Raw genomic sequence first — 19,616 nt, forward strand, 5'->3', positions numbered from 1 at the left:
TTTGACGTTTACAAAGGAGTGAACAGGATGACTGAGACGGCAGCCGCAGATTTAAAATTGATTGTATTTCAGCTGAAAGAGAAAGAATATGCAATTCCGGTTAATCAGGTGCGTTCAATAGAAAAGGTTGAGCATATAACCCGGGTCCCACGAACAGCAGGTTTTGTAAAAGGAGTCATCAATTTACGGGGGGTTGTGACGCCAATCATTAGTCTCAGAAGCAGATTTAATCTGGAAGAGGCTGAATATAATGAGCATTCACGAGTAATTATCGCGGTATTGGATGATATGGAAGTTGGGCTGATTGTAGATTCTGCAAATGATGTCATTGATGTGGACCTTGAATCTATTGAACCCCCTCCAGAGGTAATCGGTTCTGAAGAGGCCGATTTTATCAAAGGGGTAACGAAAATCGATAAGCGATTATTTATCCTGATAGATTTGGAAAGAGTCCTGAATCCTGAAGAATTGACAGTCCAGGATGGACAAGGGATAGCAGGATGAATTTTTTAGACAAGAATATCAGCAGCATGAAATTGGATATTCTTAGAGAAATCGGGAATATTGGAGCAGGGCATGCGGCGACTGCGTTATCAACGCTTCTCAATAAAAAAATTGATATGTCTGTACCAGATGTAAAAATTGTTTCATTTGATGAAATGATTGATATGGCTGGAGGAGCAGAAAATGTAGTGGCCGGGGTGTTTCTGAGGATAGAAGGAGACGCCCCAGGCAGCATGTTTTTTGTCCTGCCTCTTGAACAGGCTGAAATCTTCATTCGAGAACTGCCTGGAAACATACCTTTCCGTGCAGATGAATTGCCATATGATGAACTTGCCCTATCTGCACTGCAGGAGCTTGGAAACATTCTCTCAGGTTCTTATTTATCTTCTTTATCGGATTTTACCAAACTATCACTTTTTCCCTCTGTGCCGATGCTAAGCATTGATATGGTGGGAGCAATAATTGGCACGGGGCTGCTGGAAATCTCACAGGTGAGCGATTACGCCATCGTAATTGATACAGCTTTAAATGAAGAAGTTCAAAATACGGATGCTGTAAATGGCCACTTTTTTTTGCTTCCTGACCCTGAATCATTTCAAATCATTTTTAAGGCCTTGGGAGTCCCGGATCATGAATAATCTTCTTCAAGTTGTAAAAGTAGGCATTGCAGATATGAATATTGTTAAAACCCCCAGCTTAATCAGGACATCAGGACTTGGTTCCTGTGTAGGTGTGGTTCTTTATGACCTTAGCGCAGAAATTGCCGGGCTTGCACATATTATGCTGCCTGATTCCTCTCTTGCCAAAGGTGCAGGCTTTAATTCAGCTAAGTATGCTGATACTGCAATCAGGGACTTAGTGAGCCTTCTGGCGAAAAGCGGGGCTAGATCTTCAGGATTAAAAGCGAAAATTGCCGGCGGAGCCCAAATGTTTAAGTACTCCTCCGGAAGTGATTTAATGAGGATTGGTCCTAGGAACGTAGAGGCAGTAAAACAGGAACTTTCATTCTTGAAAATTGCCATTTTAGGTGAAGATGTTGGGGGCCACAGCGGCAGAACAATCGAATTCAACCCTCAATCAGGCGAATTGATGATTCGGACTGTAAACAAAGATCAAGTGATTATTTAAACGCCTGTTTTAAAGTATGTGCAGTTTTTAGAGAATCAGCTTTTTTATTCCGGTTTTAAAAATCTGTAAGTAAAATCCGTAAATTACAAGATTATCACCGCCAGCCATAAAGCTGATTTTTCTCCGGCTTATTTATAAATCTCTCCAATAACTTCTTCGAAGAACACGTCCCCTCTTGATTAGTTAAAAGTGAGCGGTGAAGACTGTAGTTAATATTTTTATAGGAAACATTTTGATATACTAACAATAGTTAATAGAAATGGAAACGTTTGAGGAGGATGGCCATGACAGACCTGATAACAGAAGAAAGCACATACTGGGCTAAATGGGTCGACTCTCGTGATGCTCAAGCGGGAAATTTTCTTGTGAAAAAATATTTGCCTCTTGTAAGCTATCATGTACAGCGGATATCCGCTACCCTGCCGAAGAATGTTTCAAGAGATGATATTCGAAGCCTGGGGCTAATGGGGTTATATGACGCTCTGGAAAAATTTGATCCTGCAAGAGATTTGAAATTTGATACATATGCTTCTTTTCGCATTCGCGGTGCAATTTTGGATGGATTAAGGAAAGAAGATTGGCTTCCGCGAAGTACGAGGGATAAAGCGAAAAAAATAGAAGCTGCCATTGAGAAGCTGGAGCAGCGGCTGATGCGCAATGCAACTGTGCATGAAATTGCTGAAGAAGCAGAGATGCAGGAAGATGAAGTGTATTCTGTTATGAACGAACATTTTTACGCTAACATTCTTTCAATTGATGAACAGCCCGATGCTGAAGAAAAGGATGGCAGTTACTCCATTAAGGATGAAAAAGCAATTATTCCAGAAGAAAAGGTATTAAAGAATGAAATTTTGGAAGAAATGGCTGAAAAAATCTTACAATTAAATGAAAAAGAGCAGCTGGTGCTAAGTTTATTTTATAAAGAAGAATTAACACTGACAGAAATTGGCGAAGTAATGGGCCTATCTACCTCCCGTATTTCTCAAATTCATTCAAAGTCAATTTTTAAGCTTAGGCAGCTGCTGGAAAAAGCAATATAATCTAATGTCATTTCTTTCTGCACAGAAAGGAATCAGCATGGAAAACCAATTTCAAATTTTAGTCGATGGTCAACGGTTAGCTGCATTGATTCAGCCGTCAGATATTAATAAGCTGGATAGAGCCGTCCACCCTGAAGATTTGTACAAACTGCTTGCTGACGAAAAAATCACATTTGGTGTGAGCGAAGAAGTAATCCAGAGAATCTGCAGAGATCCTTTCTCAGTAGAATATCCCATTCTATTAGCAAAAGGAGTTCCTGCAGAAAATGGCAGTGATGCATATCTGTTAAATGAAGTCACTTTTAACCAGCAAACGAGGAGAAAGGGTTTTAATTTTAGAGATGTTCTCCATATTCCGTCTGTTAAACAAGGACAGCTCCTTGCATCTGTTATTCCTTCTACCCCGGGTGCTCCTGGTAAAGATATATTAGGAGAGTCCATACCAGCAAAGAATGGAAAACCTTTAAGAGTCAAAGCAGGAAAGAATGTATTAGTAAATGGCGGCAAATATTATTCGCTATTGGACGGTCAGGTTAGTTTTACACCAGAAAGCATCTCTGTAAATCCGGTGTTTGAAGTGAACGGCGACCTTGACTTAAAAACAGGGAATATAAATTTTGTGGGGAATGTTATGATACGCGGGAATGTTCCTGCCGGTTATGAAATTAAATCTGGAGGAGACATCATTGTTACCGGTCTGGTGGAAGGGTCTTTCCTGCAGGCGGATGGCAATGTCCTTATTTCTGGCGGAATCTCCGGCAGTCATAAGGGTTCGGTTATATCGGGAGGCTCTGTTCAGGCAGCTTATCTAAATCAGGCAAAAGTGAAGGCTGAACAGGACGTAATTATAGCAAAATCAATCCTCCACAGTTATGTTCATGCTGGCGGAGCGATCAGGTCAAGCGGCGCATTGGTCATCGGAGGTAAGCTTCTATCCGGCTCTGATATAGAGATTAAAGAGCTGGGCAATCACCTATTTACTAAAACGGAGCTTTTTGCAGGGATGGTCTCCAATTTGGATAAGGCCGAAAAAGATCTCCTAAACCAATCAGCCAAACTGCAGGAAACAATCAAAAAACTGGATAGTATTGATGAAAGACTGACAGAAATGGCAAGACTTACAGGAAAGCTGTCGGAAGAACAAAGAATCATTATTCTTAAACAAAGGGCCACAAAAGCTCATTTGCAGGTTAAATTGACCAAAATAAATGAAGAGCTTTCCGAACTGGAAAAAGAAAAAGATGAGAAAATGAAAGCTTCGATCGTTATTTATGGGAAAGTCTATCCAAACACTTCTATGCATTTTGGAAAATATTCAAAAGTGATTCGCCAGACAGTCAAATCTTTAAAGTTCCATTTTTCAAAGGGAGAAATAAGAAGTAATCCTTTAGAAGCAGGGAGAGACGATCCTTTATTAAGGAAGTGATCCGGGATGAGTTTAAAATCAATAGAACTGCAGATAGCATTGCCGAGAACGTTTGACGCAGGTAAAATCCAGGAACAGCTTCAGCAGAGGGGACAGACAATCAGCGGGTTTGCTGCCGAGAGTACACGGGAAAATGCTGAGAAGCAGCGGAAGACCGTGATCAAACATGAGCAAAAACAAAATGTCAATCTTGGCAATGATGACAGCGAAAGCCAAAAAGAGGCCGGTGGACATGATCGGAAAGAAAATCAGAAAAAAGAAAGCAATGACAAACAGAACCATCCGTACAAAGGGAAGGTTATTGACTACAGCGGATAGAGGGATATCATGACAGCTTTTCTATTAGCTATTAGCCTGCTGCTGAATATTGTAGCGTTTTTAGCCATTATTTTGCTGTTTCTGCGTCAGAATAAGTTAATGGAAGCAGAGAAAAACCAGGAAAAAGTGCTTGTTGAAATGGAAGACGTCATATCTTCTTACCTTATTCAAATGAAGGAAGAAAACGATGACTTTATTAACAAATTTTCGCAGATAAATGCTAAAAATCAATCATCTGAAAAAGAAAAAAGTATCCGGCTAAATACGGAAAGAAAAAATGCTGAAAATACAGCTGATTCTGATGAGAAATCATTGCGATTTGCCAGAGCATCCGTCTACCAGGCATCTAAAGCATACAAAAAGAATTTAAGGGCTTCAGAGGAAGAGATGAATGAACCAGAAGGTTTAGCATCTTTAAAGGAAACTGAATCTCTAACGCAATCAGATAGCAGTCAGAGTGCTAAAGCAGAGAACACCTTATCAATAGAAGATCAAGTGTTTATGATGAAAAAACAGGGACTGAATGTGGAGGATATTGCAAAAAAATTAGGAAAAGGGAAGACAGAAATCGAGTTAATGCTTAAATTTCGTCAAAATCAGCAAGAATAGCTTGATTGTGAAAAACACTTATGCTATATTAACAAATGGTGTTAATACACACGCTTATGGATTTAGCCGGATGGTGCTGTTCAAATGCAGTTGCCGGCTGAAAATGATATGGGCGGAGGAAATAAAAACCATTAGGAGGAAACACAAATGTCAGTAATTTCAATGAAGCAATTGCTTGAAGCTGGTGTACACTTCGGACACCAGACTCGCCGCTGGAACCCTAAGATGAAGAAATATATCTTCACTGAGCGTAACGGCATCTACATCATCGACCTTCAAAAGACTGTTAAGAAGGTAGAAGAAGCTTATAACTTCGTTAAGGAGCTTGCTGGAAACGGCGGTACAATCCTTTTCGTAGGAACTAAGAAACAAGCTCAAGATTCTGTTAAAGAAGAAGCAATCCGTTCTGGTATGTTCTATGTGAACCAGCGCTGGTTGGGCGGAACTTTAACAAACTTTGAAACAATCCAAAAGCGTATTGCGCGTTTAAAGGATATCGAAAGAATGTCTGAAGACGGAACTTTCGAAGTTCTTCCTAAAAAAGAAGTTGTTCAATTGAAGAAAGAGCAAGAGCGCTTAGAGAAGTTCTTAGGCGGAATCAAAGACATGAAGAGCCTTCCAGATGCTCTATTCATTATTGACCCGCGCAAAGAGCGCATTGCTGTTGCAGAAGCACATAAATTAAACATCCCTATCGTTGGTATCGTTGACACTAACTGTGACCCGGATGAAATTGATGTTGTAATTCCTGCAAACGACGATGCTATCCGCGCTGTTAAATTGTTAACAGGCAAAATGGCAGATGCTATCCTTGAAGCTAAACAAGGCGAAGAAGTTACAACTGCTTAATAGAAAAGCGGAGGCGCCTTGGAGCGCTGGAGCTCTACTGCTCTAAGGTGCTTTTTTCTTGATTTAAAAGAAGGTGATAAGAGGGAGCACCCTTTATCACCTTTTTTTAAAGAAAAGGCAATGTTTAGTTTTCTATACAGCTTTAAATGGTAAAGATATTATTACATAACTCATTAAGGAGGATCTCATAATGGCAATTACTGCTCAAATGGTTAAAGAACTTCGTGAAAAAACAGGCGCAGGCATGATGGACTGTAAAAAAGCACTTCAGGAAACTGAAGGTGATATGGAAAAAGCAATCGACTTCCTTCGTGAAAAAGGAATCGCTAAAGCTGCTAAGAAAGGTGACCGTATTGCTGCAGAAGGTCTTACTTCTGTTAAAGTAGACGGAAACGAAGCTGTTATCCTTGAAGTAAACTCTGAAACAGATTTCGTTGCTAAGAACGAAGGGTTCCAAACTCTTGTTAAAGAAATCGCAGAACATTTGCTTTCTGTAAAGCCGGCTTCTGTTGAAGAAGCTGCTGGCCAGACAATGGCAAACGGTGCAACTCTAGAATCTCACATCAACAGTGCGATTGCTAAAATCGGAGAAAAGCTTTCTCTTCGCCGCTTCGAAATCAAAACAAAAACTGACAGCGATGCTTTCGGTGCTTACCTTCACATGGGCGGACGCATTGGTGTGCTAACAGTTCTTGAAGGAACAACTGACGAAGATGCAGCGAAAGATGTTGCAATGCATATTGCTGCCCTAAACCCTAAATATGTATCTCGTGATGAAGTATCACAGGATGAGGTAGAGCGCGAGCGTCAAGTATTGACTCAGCAAGCTCTTAACGAAGGCAAGCCTGAGAATATCGTTGCTAAGATGGTTGAAGGACGCCTTGGCAAATATTTCGAAGATGTGTGCGTAAACGACCAGGCTTTTGTTAAAAACCCTGATCAAAAGGTAGGCAAATTCGTTGAATCTAAAGGCGGAAAAATCCGTGAGTTCGTTCGCTACGAAGTTGGAGAAGGCATTGAAAAGCGTGAAGACAACTTTGCTGAAGAAGTAATGAACCAAGTTAAGAAGTAATTTTTAAATATTAATTAATTCAGCTATGATTCAGGGAACACTTTGTGTTCCCTGTTTTTCAAGAATGAGATAAAATTAAAAAGCAATGGTGAGTTTTTATACTACATATGGAGGTTCTTATGAGCAGCCCTAAATACAAACGCGTGGTCTTGAAATTAAGTGGAGAAGCTTTAGCAGGAGAGCAAGGTTTCGGAATTAATCCTTCAGTGATTAAATCAATTGCTGCACAAGTTAAGGATCTGGCCGCATTAGATGTTGAGGTTGCTGTCGTTGTCGGCGGCGGAAACATCTGGCGCGGAAAGATCGGAGAAGAAATGGGTATGGACAGGGCAAATGCCGACTATATGGGAATGCTTGCTACTGTCATGAACTCATTGGCGCTGCAGGATAGCCTCGAGAATCTCGGTGTGGAGACTAGAGTTCAAACCTCAATAGAGATGAGGCAGGTCGCTGAGCCGTACATCCGCAGAAGAGCCATCCGCCATCTTGAGAAAAAGCGGGTTGTGATCTTTGCTGCAGGAACCGGAAATCCTTACTTCTCTACTGATACAACTGCAGCATTGCGAGCTGCGGAAATTGAAGCAGAAGTAATTCTTATGGCGAAAAACAATGTGGATGGCGTCTATTCAGCTGACCCTCGCATTGATAAAAATGCTAAAAAATATGATGAGCTTTCCTATCTTGATGTTTTGAAAGAAGGATTGGCTGTCATGGATTCTACAGCTTCATCTTTATGCATGGATAACAACATTCCATTAATTGTGTTCTCAATTATGGAAAAAGGCAATATTAACCGCGCCGTAATGGGTGAAACAATCGGAACAATCGTCAGGGGGAAAAAATAATGCCGAAACAAGTTATTGCAGATGCAAAAGAAAGAATGACCAAAGCAATTTCAGCTTACACAAGGGAGCTTGCGAGCATCCGAGCAGGTAAAGCAAATGCTTCATTGCTTGATCGCATTACTGTTGATTACTATGGTGCGCCGACTCCTGTAAATCAGCTAGCCGGGGTGTCTGCTCCAGAAGCGCGCCTTTTAGTCGTTACTCCTTATGACAAATCCATTCTTGGAGAAATTGAAAAAGCCATCCTTAAATCTGATATCGGCTTAAATCCGTCTAATGACGGCAGTGTTATCAGATTGGCTATTCCTCAGCTTACTGAAGAACGCCGCAGAGAGCTCGTGAAGGTTGTCAAAAAAGAATCGGAAGACGCAAAAGTTGCTATCCGCAATGTTCGCCGCGATGCCAATGATGACCTTAAAAAGCTTGAAAAAAATGGAGATATTACAGAAGATGACCTTCGCGGTTTTTCTGATGACATTCAAAAACTTACTGATGATCACATCAGTAAGATTGACGAATTAACAAAAGAAAAAGAGAAAGAAATTCTTGCAGTTTAATGACTCTATACTGAGAACCCTCTATCAATAGGGGGTTCTTTTACTCTTTGGGAGCTGCATAAACAGATTGTGTATTTGCACGCTGACTTCGCTGAAATATGCATAGAAGCCAGTATTCCTATCCTGAATTTAGTTTCTGGTAACATACTTTTTTAGAGATATATTTTTTTATTTTTGGTATGATATTATCATGCGGAAAGAGGCAATATCATAATTTACCATTAGAATAATCTCTAAAAGATACTATGAATGAATATCAGCTATCAATCATCTGGGATAAAGCCCCTGCTGATTGAAGTTTCACTTATCTTTTATCGGAGGATTAACCTATTTTAAAGGAGCAGACTTATGTTTGATAAAATGAAGTTATGGAAGTCCCAAAACAGTTCTTCCGATCTCCGAGAGAGAGTTGAAAAAATAAAAGAATTGCAAATTCCTGAGCATGTGGCCATCATTATGGATGGAAATGGAAGATGGGCAAAAAAAAGAGCTCTTCCAAGAGTTGCCGGCCATCATGAGGGAATGAAGGTTGTCCGAAAAATCACTAGATTTGCAAGCGATATTGGAGTAAAGACCTTAACTCTATATGCATTCTCTACTGAAAATTGGAAAAGGCCTAAAATGGAAGTGGACTTTCTTATGAAACTGCCTGAGGAATTTCTGGGAACTTTCCTGCCAGAGCTGGTAGAAGAGAATGTGCAAGTAAGAATGATTGGTTATTTTGATCACTTGCCTGCTCATACCAGAAATGCAGTTTCCAAAGCGATGGAAGAGACAAAAAATAACACGGGCCTGGTGTTGAACTTTGCACTTAATTATGGAAGCAGAGCCGAAATACTAGAAGCTGTCAAGCATGTCTTAAATGATTGCAAAAGTGGTATAATGGATGAAAATGAATTGAATGAAGAAAAATTCTCATCCTACCTCATGACGGGCGGACTGCAGGATCCTGATCTGCTGATTCGTACAAGTGGTGAAATCAGATTAAGCAATTTTATGCTTTGGCAGCTTGCTTATACAGAATTCTGGTTTACGGATGTATTGTGGCCGGATTTTAATGAAGAGCAAATGCTCGAAGCAATCGAAGTATTCCAAAGCCGCCAAAGGCGTTTTGGGGGAGTACAATAAAGGTGTTGAAAAATTGAATGAAGCAGCGTATTATCACAGCAATTATATTTGGTGCAGTCCTCCTGCCAGTCATTATATATGGAGGCATGCCAATCATCATCCTGGCATACTTGCTGGCATCAATTGCACTTTATGAATTATTGAAAATGAGGAATTTAAGTTTATTCTCGATTCCAGGCATTATTTCTTTACTATTATTGTGGATTTTCCTTTTGCCTAAAGAATTTCAGTCTATCCTGGATGATTTGAATTATACAAAAATTGAGGTAGCTCTTTTTGGGGTACTTCTTTTCCTAACGTATACTGTTGCAGCAAAAAATAAATTTAATTTTGATGATGTGGCTTTTTCGATTATGTCTACTTTATATGTTGGCATTGGGTTTTACTATTTTATGGAGACCCGCTTCGCAGATCAGGGTCTGACATATCTCTTTTTTGCATTATTTCTTATTTGGGCAACAGATTCAGGTGCCTACTTCATAGGGAAAGCAATGGGGAAGAAAAAGCTTTGGCCTGAAATCAGCCCGAATAAGACTGTGGAAGGGTCAATTGGTGGTGTAGTCTGTGCTCTTGCCGTGGCGGCATTATTTATACTCTTCACAGATATTGATGAGTCCATGCTGGGATTATTAGTGATTACAGCAATCTTGTCAGTGTTCGGGCAAATAGGGGATTTAGTGGAATCAGCATTAAAGCGTCATTATAATGTAAAAGACTCTGGAAATATTCTGCCTGGTCATGGCGGGATTCTGGACCGCTTTGACAGCTTATTATTTGTCCTGCCATTGCTCCACTTTTTTCACTTGCTGTAAGCTGATGGCCAAAGAATAGTGCACATTTGATTAATAGATAACTGTCTAGCTCCAGCGCCTGTCCCCTAGTGGTATTAAACCGATATTAGGGGGTGGGCAAGGCGCTTCCGCTTTTCTTATAGGAGGAGACTATGAAACATATCAGTTTAATGGGTGCAACAGGGTCGATTGGGACACAGACCCTTGATATCATTAAGGAACACCCAGAGGAATTTAAGCTAGCAGCCATGTCTGCAGGCAGAAATATAGACCTTGCCCGGAAAATTATCTCTGACTTCCAGCCAGAACTTGTCTCACTATCAGAAAAAAGTTCTGCAGATATTCTTAAAGCTGAGTTTCCCGGCATAACATTTACATATGGACATGAAGGTTTGATAGAAGTAGCTGTTTATCCAAAATCTGAAATACTGGTTAATGCAGTTTTAGGCAGCGTAGGACTTGATTCCACATTGCAGGCGATTGAGGAAAAGAAGACAATCGCCATCGCAAATAAGGAAACCCTTGTGACTGCCGGCCATCTGGTCATGGAAGCAGCAAAGCGAAACGGTGTGATGCTTCTTCCTGTAGACAGTGAACATTCAGCAATTTTTCAATCTCTGCAGGGGGAAAAAGAGAAAAATATTGAAAGGCTCCTTTTGACAGCTTCTGGAGGAAGCTTCAGAGACCGATCCCGCAAGGAATTAGAAAATGTGACAGTTGAAGAGGCGCTTAATCATCCGAATTGGTCAATGGGAGCTAAAATCACCATCGATTCTGCTACTATGATGAATAAGGGGCTTGAAGTAATTGAAGCACATTGGCTTTTCTCCATGGATTACAGTAAAATTGACGTCCTTCTTCATAAAGAAAGCATTATCCATTCCATGGTAGAATTTCATGACAGCAGTGTAATCGCACAGCTAGGCACCCCGGATATGAGAGTACCTATTCAGTATGCTTTAACTTATCCTGACAGGCTCCCGCTCCGAACAGCAAACCGGCTGAATCTTGCTGAAATTGGCAAGCTCCATTTTGCAGAAATGGACTTTGAACGCTTTCGCTGCCTAAAGTTTGCCTATGAAGCAGGAAAAGCTGGCGGATCAATGCCAGCTGTATTAAATGCAGCAAATGAAGCTGCTGTTGCTGCATTCTTAGATGGAAAGATTACTTTCCTGCAAATAGAAGATTTCATAGAAAGAGCACTGGGCAGCCATGACATTATCTCAAATCCAAGTCTTGATGAGATCCAGGCAACAGATTTGGAGACAAGGAAATATGTTAACTCGCTTCTATAAGCTTGCGTTCAAATGGCAGTAATAAATTCAATACACTCACACAGTACATTTGAACAACCTCTAAAAAAAGGTGGTTAAAACTTGAGTACAGTAATAGCCTTTATTGTTATTTTCGGGGCACTGGTATTTTTCCATGAACTGGGACATTTAATATTTGCAAAAAGAGCAGGAATTCTCTGCCGCGAGTTCGCTATTGGATTTGGCCCTAAAGTGTTTTCCTTTAAAAAAGATGAAACAGTTTATACCATTCGTCTATTGCCAATAGGCGGGTTTGTGCGCATGGCCGGTGAAGATCCCGAGATGGTGGAAATAAAACCTGGCTACCGTATCGGCCTGATTCTTGATGACAACGAGGAAGTAAGCAAAATTATTTTAAACAATAAAGATAAATATCCAGATGCAAGAATAGTTGAAGTTGAAGATGCTGATATTGAGCATGCCCTTGAAATAAAAGGGTATGTTGAGGGTGAAGAGGAAGAGTCAATCCAAATTTTTAAAATCAGCCGTTCAGCTGTGCTGGTTGAGGATGGAACAGAGACGCTCATTGCCCCATATGACCGTCAATTTGCATCAAAGACATTGGGCCAGAGAACAATGGCGATATTCGCAGGCCCTATGATGAATTTTGTTCTTGCCTTTATCGTTTTTGTTCTAATAGCCTTATTGCAGGGGATTCCAACTAATGAACCTGCACTGGGCAAACTCACCCCTGATGGTGCAGCTTATGAAGCTGGGCTTAAGGAAGGCGATTTGGTTCAAAGTGTTGATGGAGCAGAAATTTCAAGCTGGTCAGATGTGGTAGAAATCATTAGACAAAACCCAAGTGAAGAATTGGAGTTTTTGGTGGAAAGAAACGGCCAGGAACATACAATACCGGTTACTCCGAAGGTTCAGGATGTTGAAGGCGAAAAGATTGGAATCATTGGTGTATATAGTCCAATGGAGAAATCACCTTTAAAGGCCATAACCTATGGAGCTAAGGAAACCTATTTCTGGACTAAAGAGATTTTTGTCATGCTAGGCAAGCTTGTCACTGGACAATTTTCAATCGATGCATTATCTGGCCCGGTAGGTATTTATGTTTCAACAGATACGGTAGCCAAGTCAGGCATCTATTACTTAATGAAATGGGCAGGCATCCTAAGCATAAATCTGGGAATTATGAACCTGCTTCCAATTCCGGCTCTTGATGGCGGAAGATTAATGTTCTTTGCTGTTGAAGCTGTAAGAGGGAAGCCGATTGACCGCCATAAAGAGGGGATGGTCCACTTTATTGGATTTGCCCTTTTAATGCTATTAATGCTCGTGGTCACTTGGAATGATATTCAGAGATTTTTCCTGTAAAACTTAGCAGAGCTGCATGAAGAAGAAGGGTCTGGTCTTTAGGAAGCTATTAGCTTTTTCTGAAGACCGGGAGACCCTTCTTTTGTTGAGAAAGCAGATTCAATACATATTTTTAATTGAGGTGCAAATAAATGAAACAGAGCATGACGCTTATTCCTACATTAAAAGAAGTCCCTGCAGATGCCGAAACCAGAAGCCATCAATTATTGCTTAGGGCTGGTTTTATCCGCCAGAATGCAAGCGGAATTTATAGCTATATGCCTTTAGCGAAAAAAGTTCTGCAAAAGGTTGAAGCGATTATCAGAGAAGAAATGGATAATGCAGGGGCTGTCGAGCTTCTGATGCCAGCGCTTCAGCAGGCTGAACTATGGCAGGAATCCGGGCGCTGGTATACATACGGACCTGAACTGATGAGAATGAAGGATCGCCATGAGCGAGAATTCGCTCTGGGTGCCACTCATGAAGAAGTGATTACCAGCCTGGTTCGTGATGCCGTAAAATCATATAAGAAATTACCAATGGCTCTTTATCAGATTCAGACAAAGTTCCGAGATGAGAAGCGACCCCGTTTTGGGCTTCTTCGCGGGCGTGAGTTTATCATGAAGGATGCTTATTCATTTCACTCAAATCAAGAAAGCCTTGATGAAATGTATGATAAACTTTTTACAGCTTATTCTAATGTGTTCAGACGCTGCGGCCTGAATTTCAGAGCTGTCATTGCTGACTCGGGTGCAATGGGCGGTAAAGATACACATGAGTTCATGGTTCTTTCGGAAGTAGGAGAAGATACTATCGCTTACTCAGATGCTTCCGAATACGCTGCCAATATTGAAATGGCCCCAGTCCTTGCGCAATACTCAAAGAGAAATGAGGAACCTCAGGAACTGGAAAAGGCAGCAACAGAAAACCAAAAAACAATTGAAGAAGTTTCAACTTTCCTAAACGTGGCTAAAGAGCAGTGCATAAAGACGCTTCTTTTTAAAGCTGATGAAAAATATGTTCTCGTACTTGTCCGCGGCGACCATGAAGTAAATGACATCAAGCTTAAAAATCTGCTTGAAGCCGCTGCCGTGGAGCTTGCTGATGCCGAAGAAACTAAGAACATTCTCGGCTGTGCTGTTGGTTCACTGGGACCTATTGGGGTGAACGATATTGATATCATTGCAGATCATGCAGTGGAAGCCATTGTGCATGGTGTATGCGGTGCAAATGAAGAAGGAATTCACTATGTCAATGCTAACCCAGAACGTGATTTCAACGTAACCCGATATGCAGATCTTCGTTTCATTAAAGAGGGCGACCCTTCACCAGATGGACAAGGAACGATTCAATTTGCCAAAGGAATTGAAGTTGGACATATTTTTAAGCTGGGCACCCGCTACAGTGAGGCGATGGAAGCGACTTATTTAGATGAAAATGGCAGAACACAGCCAATGATTATGGGCTGCTATGGCATTGGAGTTTCCCGCACTATGGCTGCCGTTGCTGAACAGTTCAACGATGAGAACGGCTTTATCTGGCCGCGCTCACTGGCTCCATTCGACTTGCATCTCATTCCTATTAACATGAAAGACGAAGCTCAGGCTGCGGTTGCTGAGGAATTATATACTATGTTAAAGAGGGATCGCTATGAAGTATTAATGGATGACCGTCAGGAGCGTCCCGGAGTCAAATTTGCAGATTCCGACCTAATCGGTTTGCCAATCCGCATAACTGTGGGCAAAAAAGCTTCAGAAGGCATCGTGGAAGTGAAAGTTAGGAAAACAGGTGAAATGCATGAAATTCACAAAGATCAGCTAGCAGATAAAATCGCTGAAATGATGTCTGCACTATAAGAATATGGGCAGTGTTCCTTTTGATTTAGACGAAAAAACGGGTTCCAAAATGGAATCCGTTTTTTCAATAAATATCTGATTTGATATGTTATAATTAAGTCCGTCTGTCTAATTTCTTAATTGTGATGGAGTTTACTCTGTGTTAAAACGGTGAAACTTATTTTAATACTCAGTTGATTGTAGCGGAGGGCACTTGACTCCTGCGGGAAGCAAGGGAAGTGAGAGACCCCGCAGGCGAAGATGAGGAGGCTCTCATCTCTCCCCGCGGAAAGCAAGTGCCCCGTGCTGAAATCAACGGACAGAATTCTTAAGCAAAAACAACTATAAATAATAGAAGTTAACAAATAAACCATGTTTATTAGATGGGAGAGAGAAAGATGAGCGAACCTTCTAGATTTCAGCTCTTGCTCCAGCAGATGCAGCTAACTGAAGATGCCTTTGTGCAGCACTTTCATGATGCCCAAATCGAAAGGGTCATAGTCGAAAGGCAGTCACGGAAATGGCATTTTTATTTTGCTTTTCCAAAGATTGTACCTTGCAGTGTATATAGCCGCTTCACAGATCAGCTGGAAAAGACATTTTCCCATATTGCAGAAATTTCCTACAGCATATCTGTGAAAAATCAGGATTTTACTGAACAGCTTGTTCTTGAATACTGGCACAACTGCATCAAAGAAATGGATGGGATGGCGCCCCCGCTCATTAAGCTTCTGAATGAACAGGTTCCTTCTGTTCAGGGAAACAAACTTGTCATCAAGGTCCGAAATGAATTGGAAGGATTGTCTATCAAGAAGAAGTATGCCGGCATTATTTCGGATGTTTTTCAAGTTTTTGGCTTTCCGGCCTTAACAGTTGATACTGAGGTATCTTCTGAAGGATCCAATGAAGAATATGAAAAATTCATGGAGGCCAAACGCAAAGAAGACCAGGAGCGCGGTCTCCAGGCAGCAATCGAGATGCAGAAGAAAGAAGCAGAAGCTGAATCAGCAGATCCTTCAGTACCTCAGGGGCCGCTTACAATCGGTCTTACCATTAAAGACGATGCAGATTACCGCAAATTGATTGATATAGTTGATGAAGAGCGCCGAATAGCCGTTGAAGGCTATGTATTTGCTGCTGAAACGAGAGAACTCCGCAGCGGCCGGACACTCTTAACTTTCAAAATTACTGATTATACCAGCTCCATTCTTGTAAAAATGTTCTCGCGGGACAAAGAGGATGCTGCTTTATTTCAGCATGTTCAAAAAGGTATGTGGCTAAAAGTCCGAGGCAGCATACAAAACGATACATTTGTACGTGACCTGGTAATGATCGGGAACGATATCAATGAAATTAAACCTATTCAAAGACAGGATACATCACCTGCTGAAGAAAAAAGGGTTGAACTTCATCTTCATACACCGATGAGCCAAATGGATGCAGTTTCATCTGTCAGTGCACTGGTTTCACAGGCGAAAAAGTGGGGACACAAAGCTATTGCCATTACAGACCATGCTGTTGCTCAATCATTCCCTGAAGCCTATGGTGCCGGGAAAAAGAATGATATAAAGATCTTATACGGAATAGAAGCGAACCTTGTGGATGATGGTGTGCCGATTGCCTATAATGATGCGCATCGCAAGCTTACTGAAGATACCTATGTTGTATTTGACGTTGAGACAACAGGCTTATCAGCTGTATATGATACGATCATTGAGCTTGCCGCGGTTAAAATTCATGATGGTGAAATCATTGATCGGTTTGAATCCTTTGCAAACCCTCATCACTCTTTGTCGGCAACAACGATCAATCTGACAGGAATCACCGATGATCTGGTGGAGAATGCACCAGAAGTGGAAGAGGTTCTGAAGAAGTTCCATGAATGGGCAGGAGATGCTATTTTAGTAGCCCATAATGCTTCTTTCGACATGGGATTCCTAAATGTAGGCTATAAAAAAATGGGTATAGGCAAAGCCCCTAATCCTGTAATAGATACTCTTGAACTCGCACGCTTTTTATATCCGGACATGAAAAATCATCGTCTGAACACGCTTGCCAAAAAGTTCGACGTTGAACTCACCCAGCATCATCGTGCCATATATGACGCGGAAGCTACGGGTTATCTGCTGCTTAAAATGCTTAAGCATGCAGATGGAAAAGGAATCGAATATCATGATCAGTTCAATGATAATATGGGTCAGGGAAATGCCTATCAGCGTGCAAGGCCAGCGCATTGCACCCTGCTTGCACAAACAGAAGAAGGCTTGAAAAATATCTTTAAACTCGTATCTATTTCACATCTTGAATACTTTTACAGAGTGCCCCGCATTCCGAGGTCAGTCCTGCAAAAGCATCGTGCAGGAATTCTGGTTGGATCGGGATGCGACAAGGGCGAAGTTTTTGAAGGCATGATGCAGAAATCTCCAGATGAAGTGGAAGATACAGCGCAATTCTATGATTATCTTGAAGTTCACCCAAAAGCTGTCTATGCACACCTTTTGGAGCTTGAACTTGTAAGAGATGAAAAAGCGCTGGAAGAGATTATCGGCAATATTGTAAAGCTGGGGGATAAACTCGATCTGCCGGTAGTCGCGACCGGCAATGTACACTACCTGAATCCAAATGATAAAATCTATCGAAAAATCCTTGTTAATTCACAGGGAGGCGCAAATCCTCTGAATCGCCATCAGCTCCCGGATGTTCACTTCAGGACTACTAATGAAATGCTTGACGCTTTTTCATTCCTTGGCAAAGACAAAGCGAAGGAAATTGTGGTAGAGAATACGAACAGAATAGCGGATATGATTGAAGAAATTAAGCCGATTAAAGATGATTTGTATACGCCGAAAATTGAAGGCGCAGATGAAGAAATGCGCAGCATGAGTTACGGCATGGCAAGGAAAATCTATGGTGATCCGCTGCCTGAGATCGTTGAAGCCCGACTTGAAAAAGAACTTAAGAGTATTATCGGGCATGGGTTTGCGGTTATCTATCTGATCTCTCATAAGCTTGTAAAAAGATCACTGGATGATGGCTATCTTGTTGGTTCCCGTGGATCAGTCGGCTCCTCTTTTGTTGCGACGATGACCGAAATAACTGAGGTAAATCCGCTGCCTCCTCATTACGTTTGCCCGGAATGCAAGACATCCGAGTTTTTCAATGACGGTTCAGTCGGCTCCGGTTTTGACCTGCCTGATAAAGACTGTCCGAACTGCGGAGCAAAATATAAGAAAGATGGACATGATATCCCGTTCGAAACGTTCCTTGGTTTCAAGGGAGATAAGGTTCCCGATATTGACTTGAACTTTTCGGGGGAATACCAGCCGAGGGCCCATAACTATACAAAGGTGCTATTCGGGGAGGAATATGTATACCGTGCAGGAACAATCGGTACTGTGGCAGACAAAACAGCTTATGGTTACGTCAAAGCATACCAGCAGGATAATAATCTTCAAATCAGAGGTGCCGAAATTGACAGGCTTGCTTCCGGCTGCACAGGGGTAAAGCGGACAACCGGACAGCACCCTGGCGGTATTATTGTTGTGCCGGATTACATGGATATTTATGATTTTTCGCCTATTCAGTTCCCAGCTGACGACCGGACATCTGAATGGAAAACGACTCATTTTGACTTCCATTCAATTCACGATAATCTATTAAAACTCGATATACTGGGGCACGATGACCCAACCGTCATAAGGATGCTTCAGGATCTTAGCGGTGTTGATCCAAAAACGATTCCGACAGATGACCCTGAAGTAATGAAAATTTTTAGCGGGCCGGAATCGCTTGGTGTGACAGAAGAGCAAATCATGTGTAAAACTGGAACACTTGGCATACCGGAATTTGGTACCCGCTTTGTCCGCCAGATGCTTGAAGATACAAAGCCGACCACTTTCTCAGAACTTGTCCAGATTTCGGGTCTTTCTCATGGTACGGATGTTTGGCTCGGAAATGCCCAGGAATTAATCCATAATAAGATTTGTAACTTAAGTGAAGTAATCGGTTGCCGCGATGATATTATGGTTTATTTAATCTATCAGGGGCTTGAGCCTGCTTTTGCTTTTAAAATTATGGAATCGGTTCGTAAGGGTAAAGGCCTGAGCGATGAAATGGAAGCTGAAATGAGAAAGAATGAAGTGCCGGAATGGTATATTGATTCCTGTAAAAAGATTAAATACATGTTCCCTAAAGCTCATGCGGCTGCCTACGTATTAATGGCAGTCCGGATTGCATATTTTAAAGTGCACCATCCGCTTCTTTACTATGCAGCATACTTCACTGTCCGTGCAGAGGACTTTGACGTTGATGCCATGGTTAAAGGGTCCCATGCGATACGTGCGCTCATCGAGGAAATAAATGCAAAGGGACTTGATGCTTCTACGAAAGAAAAAAATCTATTAACCGTAATGGAGCTGGCTTTGGAAATGAACGAAAGGGGCTTTAATTTCCAAAAGGTGGACTTATACCGCTCTAGCGCAAATGAGTTTATCATTGATGGAAATTCTTTGATCCCGCCGTTTAATTCCATTCCTGGATTGGGTACAAACGCAGCTTTTAATATTGTTAAAGCAAGAGAAGAAGGAGAATTCCTATCCAAAGAAGATTTGCAGCAGCGCGGAAAAGTGTCCAAGACAATTATCGAGTATCTGGATAACCACGGCTGCCTGGAATCCCTTCCGGAACAAAATCAGCTTTCCCTATTCTAAAAAAGAGGGCAGCCAAATGTTCCAATCCCTTCTGCTGACAGCTATTCCATTTGCATAAAAAAATTGGTTATGGTATAGTTTTATTGGAAATACTAAGAATAACTCTCGCAAAAGGAAGAGTGGGGCAACCCACTCTTTCGTGTTGTGTACGGTTTTTTCCTGAAGATTGTTTTCGTAAGTTTTGTTG

Annotated in this window: 17 protein-coding genes; all 17 read left to right on the forward strand. The window is 41.5% G+C overall.

Annotation, left to right across the window (positions count from 1 at the left end):
• The first annotated feature begins 27 nt into the window (after window positions 1-27).
• The 17 genes from ACR42H_RS09795 (at window position 28) to ACR42H_RS09875 (ending at window position 19,429) form a co-directional block, all read left to right on the forward strand.
• The gene (locus ACR42H_RS09795; protein ID WP_113881964.1) at window positions 28-504 is read left to right on the forward strand and encodes a chemotaxis protein CheW; all 477 of its coding nucleotides are present in this window, start codon (window positions 28-30) and stop codon (window positions 502-504) included.
• Window positions 501-1,142 (forward strand): chemotaxis protein CheC, encoded by a 642-nt coding sequence (locus ACR42H_RS09800; RefSeq protein WP_113881965.1) that lies wholly within the window; start codon window positions 501-503, stop codon window positions 1,140-1,142. The genes ACR42H_RS09795 and ACR42H_RS09800 overlap by 4 nt, the downstream gene beginning before the upstream one ends.
• On the forward strand, window positions 1,135-1,632 hold the full coding sequence (locus tag ACR42H_RS09805; RefSeq protein ID WP_113881966.1) for a chemotaxis protein CheD: 498 nt from the start codon (window positions 1,135-1,137) through the stop codon (window positions 1,630-1,632). The genes ACR42H_RS09800 and ACR42H_RS09805 overlap by 8 nt, the downstream gene beginning before the upstream one ends.
• Window positions 1,633-1,916: 284 nt before the next feature.
• Window positions 1,917-2,672 (forward strand): FliA/WhiG family RNA polymerase sigma factor, encoded by a 756-nt coding sequence (locus ACR42H_RS09810; RefSeq protein ID WP_436375807.1) that lies wholly within the window; start codon window positions 1,917-1,919, stop codon window positions 2,670-2,672.
• A gap of 4 nt (window positions 2,673-2,676) precedes the next feature.
• The gene (locus ACR42H_RS09815; RefSeq protein ID WP_113881968.1) at window positions 2,677-4,098 is read left to right on the forward strand and encodes a FapA family protein; all 1,422 of its coding nucleotides are present in this window, start codon (window positions 2,677-2,679) and stop codon (window positions 4,096-4,098) included.
• A 6-nt stretch (window positions 4,099-4,104) separates the two neighbouring features.
• Window positions 4,105-4,416, forward strand: coding sequence for a hypothetical protein (locus tag ACR42H_RS09820; protein WP_113881969.1), 312 nt, complete (start codon window positions 4,105-4,107; stop codon window positions 4,414-4,416).
• Window positions 4,417-4,425: 9 nt separating this feature from the next.
• On the forward strand, window positions 4,426-5,025 hold the full coding sequence (locus ACR42H_RS09825; RefSeq protein WP_436375809.1) for a DUF6115 domain-containing protein: 600 nt from the start codon (window positions 4,426-4,428) through the stop codon (window positions 5,023-5,025).
• A 147-nt stretch (window positions 5,026-5,172) separates the two neighbouring features.
• The gene (gene rpsB, locus ACR42H_RS09830; RefSeq protein WP_009330721.1) at window positions 5,173-5,874 is read left to right on the forward strand and encodes a 30S ribosomal protein S2; all 702 of its coding nucleotides are present in this window, start codon (window positions 5,173-5,175) and stop codon (window positions 5,872-5,874) included.
• A 190-nt stretch (window positions 5,875-6,064) separates the two neighbouring features.
• Window positions 6,065-6,946, forward strand: coding sequence for a translation elongation factor Ts (gene tsf / locus ACR42H_RS09835; RefSeq protein ID WP_009330719.1), 882 nt, complete (start codon window positions 6,065-6,067; stop codon window positions 6,944-6,946).
• A gap of 119 nt (window positions 6,947-7,065) precedes the next feature.
• Window positions 7,066-7,791 carry a UMP kinase gene (gene pyrH / locus ACR42H_RS09840; protein ID WP_113881971.1) on the forward strand — a complete coding sequence of 242 codons (726 nt, stop codon included), beginning with the start codon at window positions 7,066-7,068 and terminating at the stop codon, window positions 7,789-7,791.
• Window positions 7,791-8,348: a ribosome recycling factor gene (gene frr / locus ACR42H_RS09845; RefSeq protein ID WP_113881972.1), complete on the forward strand. Its 558-nt coding sequence runs from the start codon at window positions 7,791-7,793 to the stop codon at window positions 8,346-8,348. Before pyrH ends, frr begins: the two co-directional genes overlap by 1 nt.
• Window positions 8,349-8,696: 348 nt before the next feature.
• The gene (locus ACR42H_RS09850; RefSeq protein ID WP_009330713.1) at window positions 8,697-9,476 is read left to right on the forward strand and encodes an isoprenyl transferase; all 780 of its coding nucleotides are present in this window, start codon (window positions 8,697-8,699) and stop codon (window positions 9,474-9,476) included.
• A 17-nt stretch (window positions 9,477-9,493) separates the two neighbouring features.
• Entirely contained in the window at window positions 9,494-10,288 is a 795-nt protein-coding gene (locus ACR42H_RS09855; protein ID WP_113881973.1) for a phosphatidate cytidylyltransferase, read from the forward strand.
• A 131-nt stretch (window positions 10,289-10,419) separates the two neighbouring features.
• Complete coding sequence (locus tag ACR42H_RS09860) at window positions 10,420-11,562, forward strand: 1-deoxy-D-xylulose-5-phosphate reductoisomerase (protein ID WP_113881974.1); 1,143 nt, start codon at window positions 10,420-10,422, stop codon at window positions 11,560-11,562.
• An 81-nt stretch (window positions 11,563-11,643) separates the two neighbouring features.
• A complete protein-coding gene (gene rseP, locus ACR42H_RS09865; protein WP_113881975.1) occupies window positions 11,644-12,906 on the forward strand; it encodes an RIP metalloprotease RseP in 1,263 nt (420 codons plus the stop codon).
• 131 nt (window positions 12,907-13,037) lie between these two features.
• The gene (locus ACR42H_RS09870; RefSeq protein WP_436375814.1) at window positions 13,038-14,741 is read left to right on the forward strand and encodes a proline--tRNA ligase; all 1,704 of its coding nucleotides are present in this window, start codon (window positions 13,038-13,040) and stop codon (window positions 14,739-14,741) included.
• Window positions 14,742-15,118: 377 nt separating this feature from the next.
• Window positions 15,119-19,429, forward strand: coding sequence for a PolC-type DNA polymerase III (locus ACR42H_RS09875; protein WP_436375816.1), 4,311 nt, complete (start codon window positions 15,119-15,121; stop codon window positions 19,427-19,429).
• Window positions 19,430-19,616: the final 187 nt, after the last annotated feature.

The organism is Cytobacillus sp. BC1816 (assembly GCF_051353635.1).
Taxonomy (GTDB): domain Bacteria; phylum Bacillota; class Bacilli; order Bacillales; family Cytobacillaceae; genus Cytobacillus; species Cytobacillus oceanisediminis_C.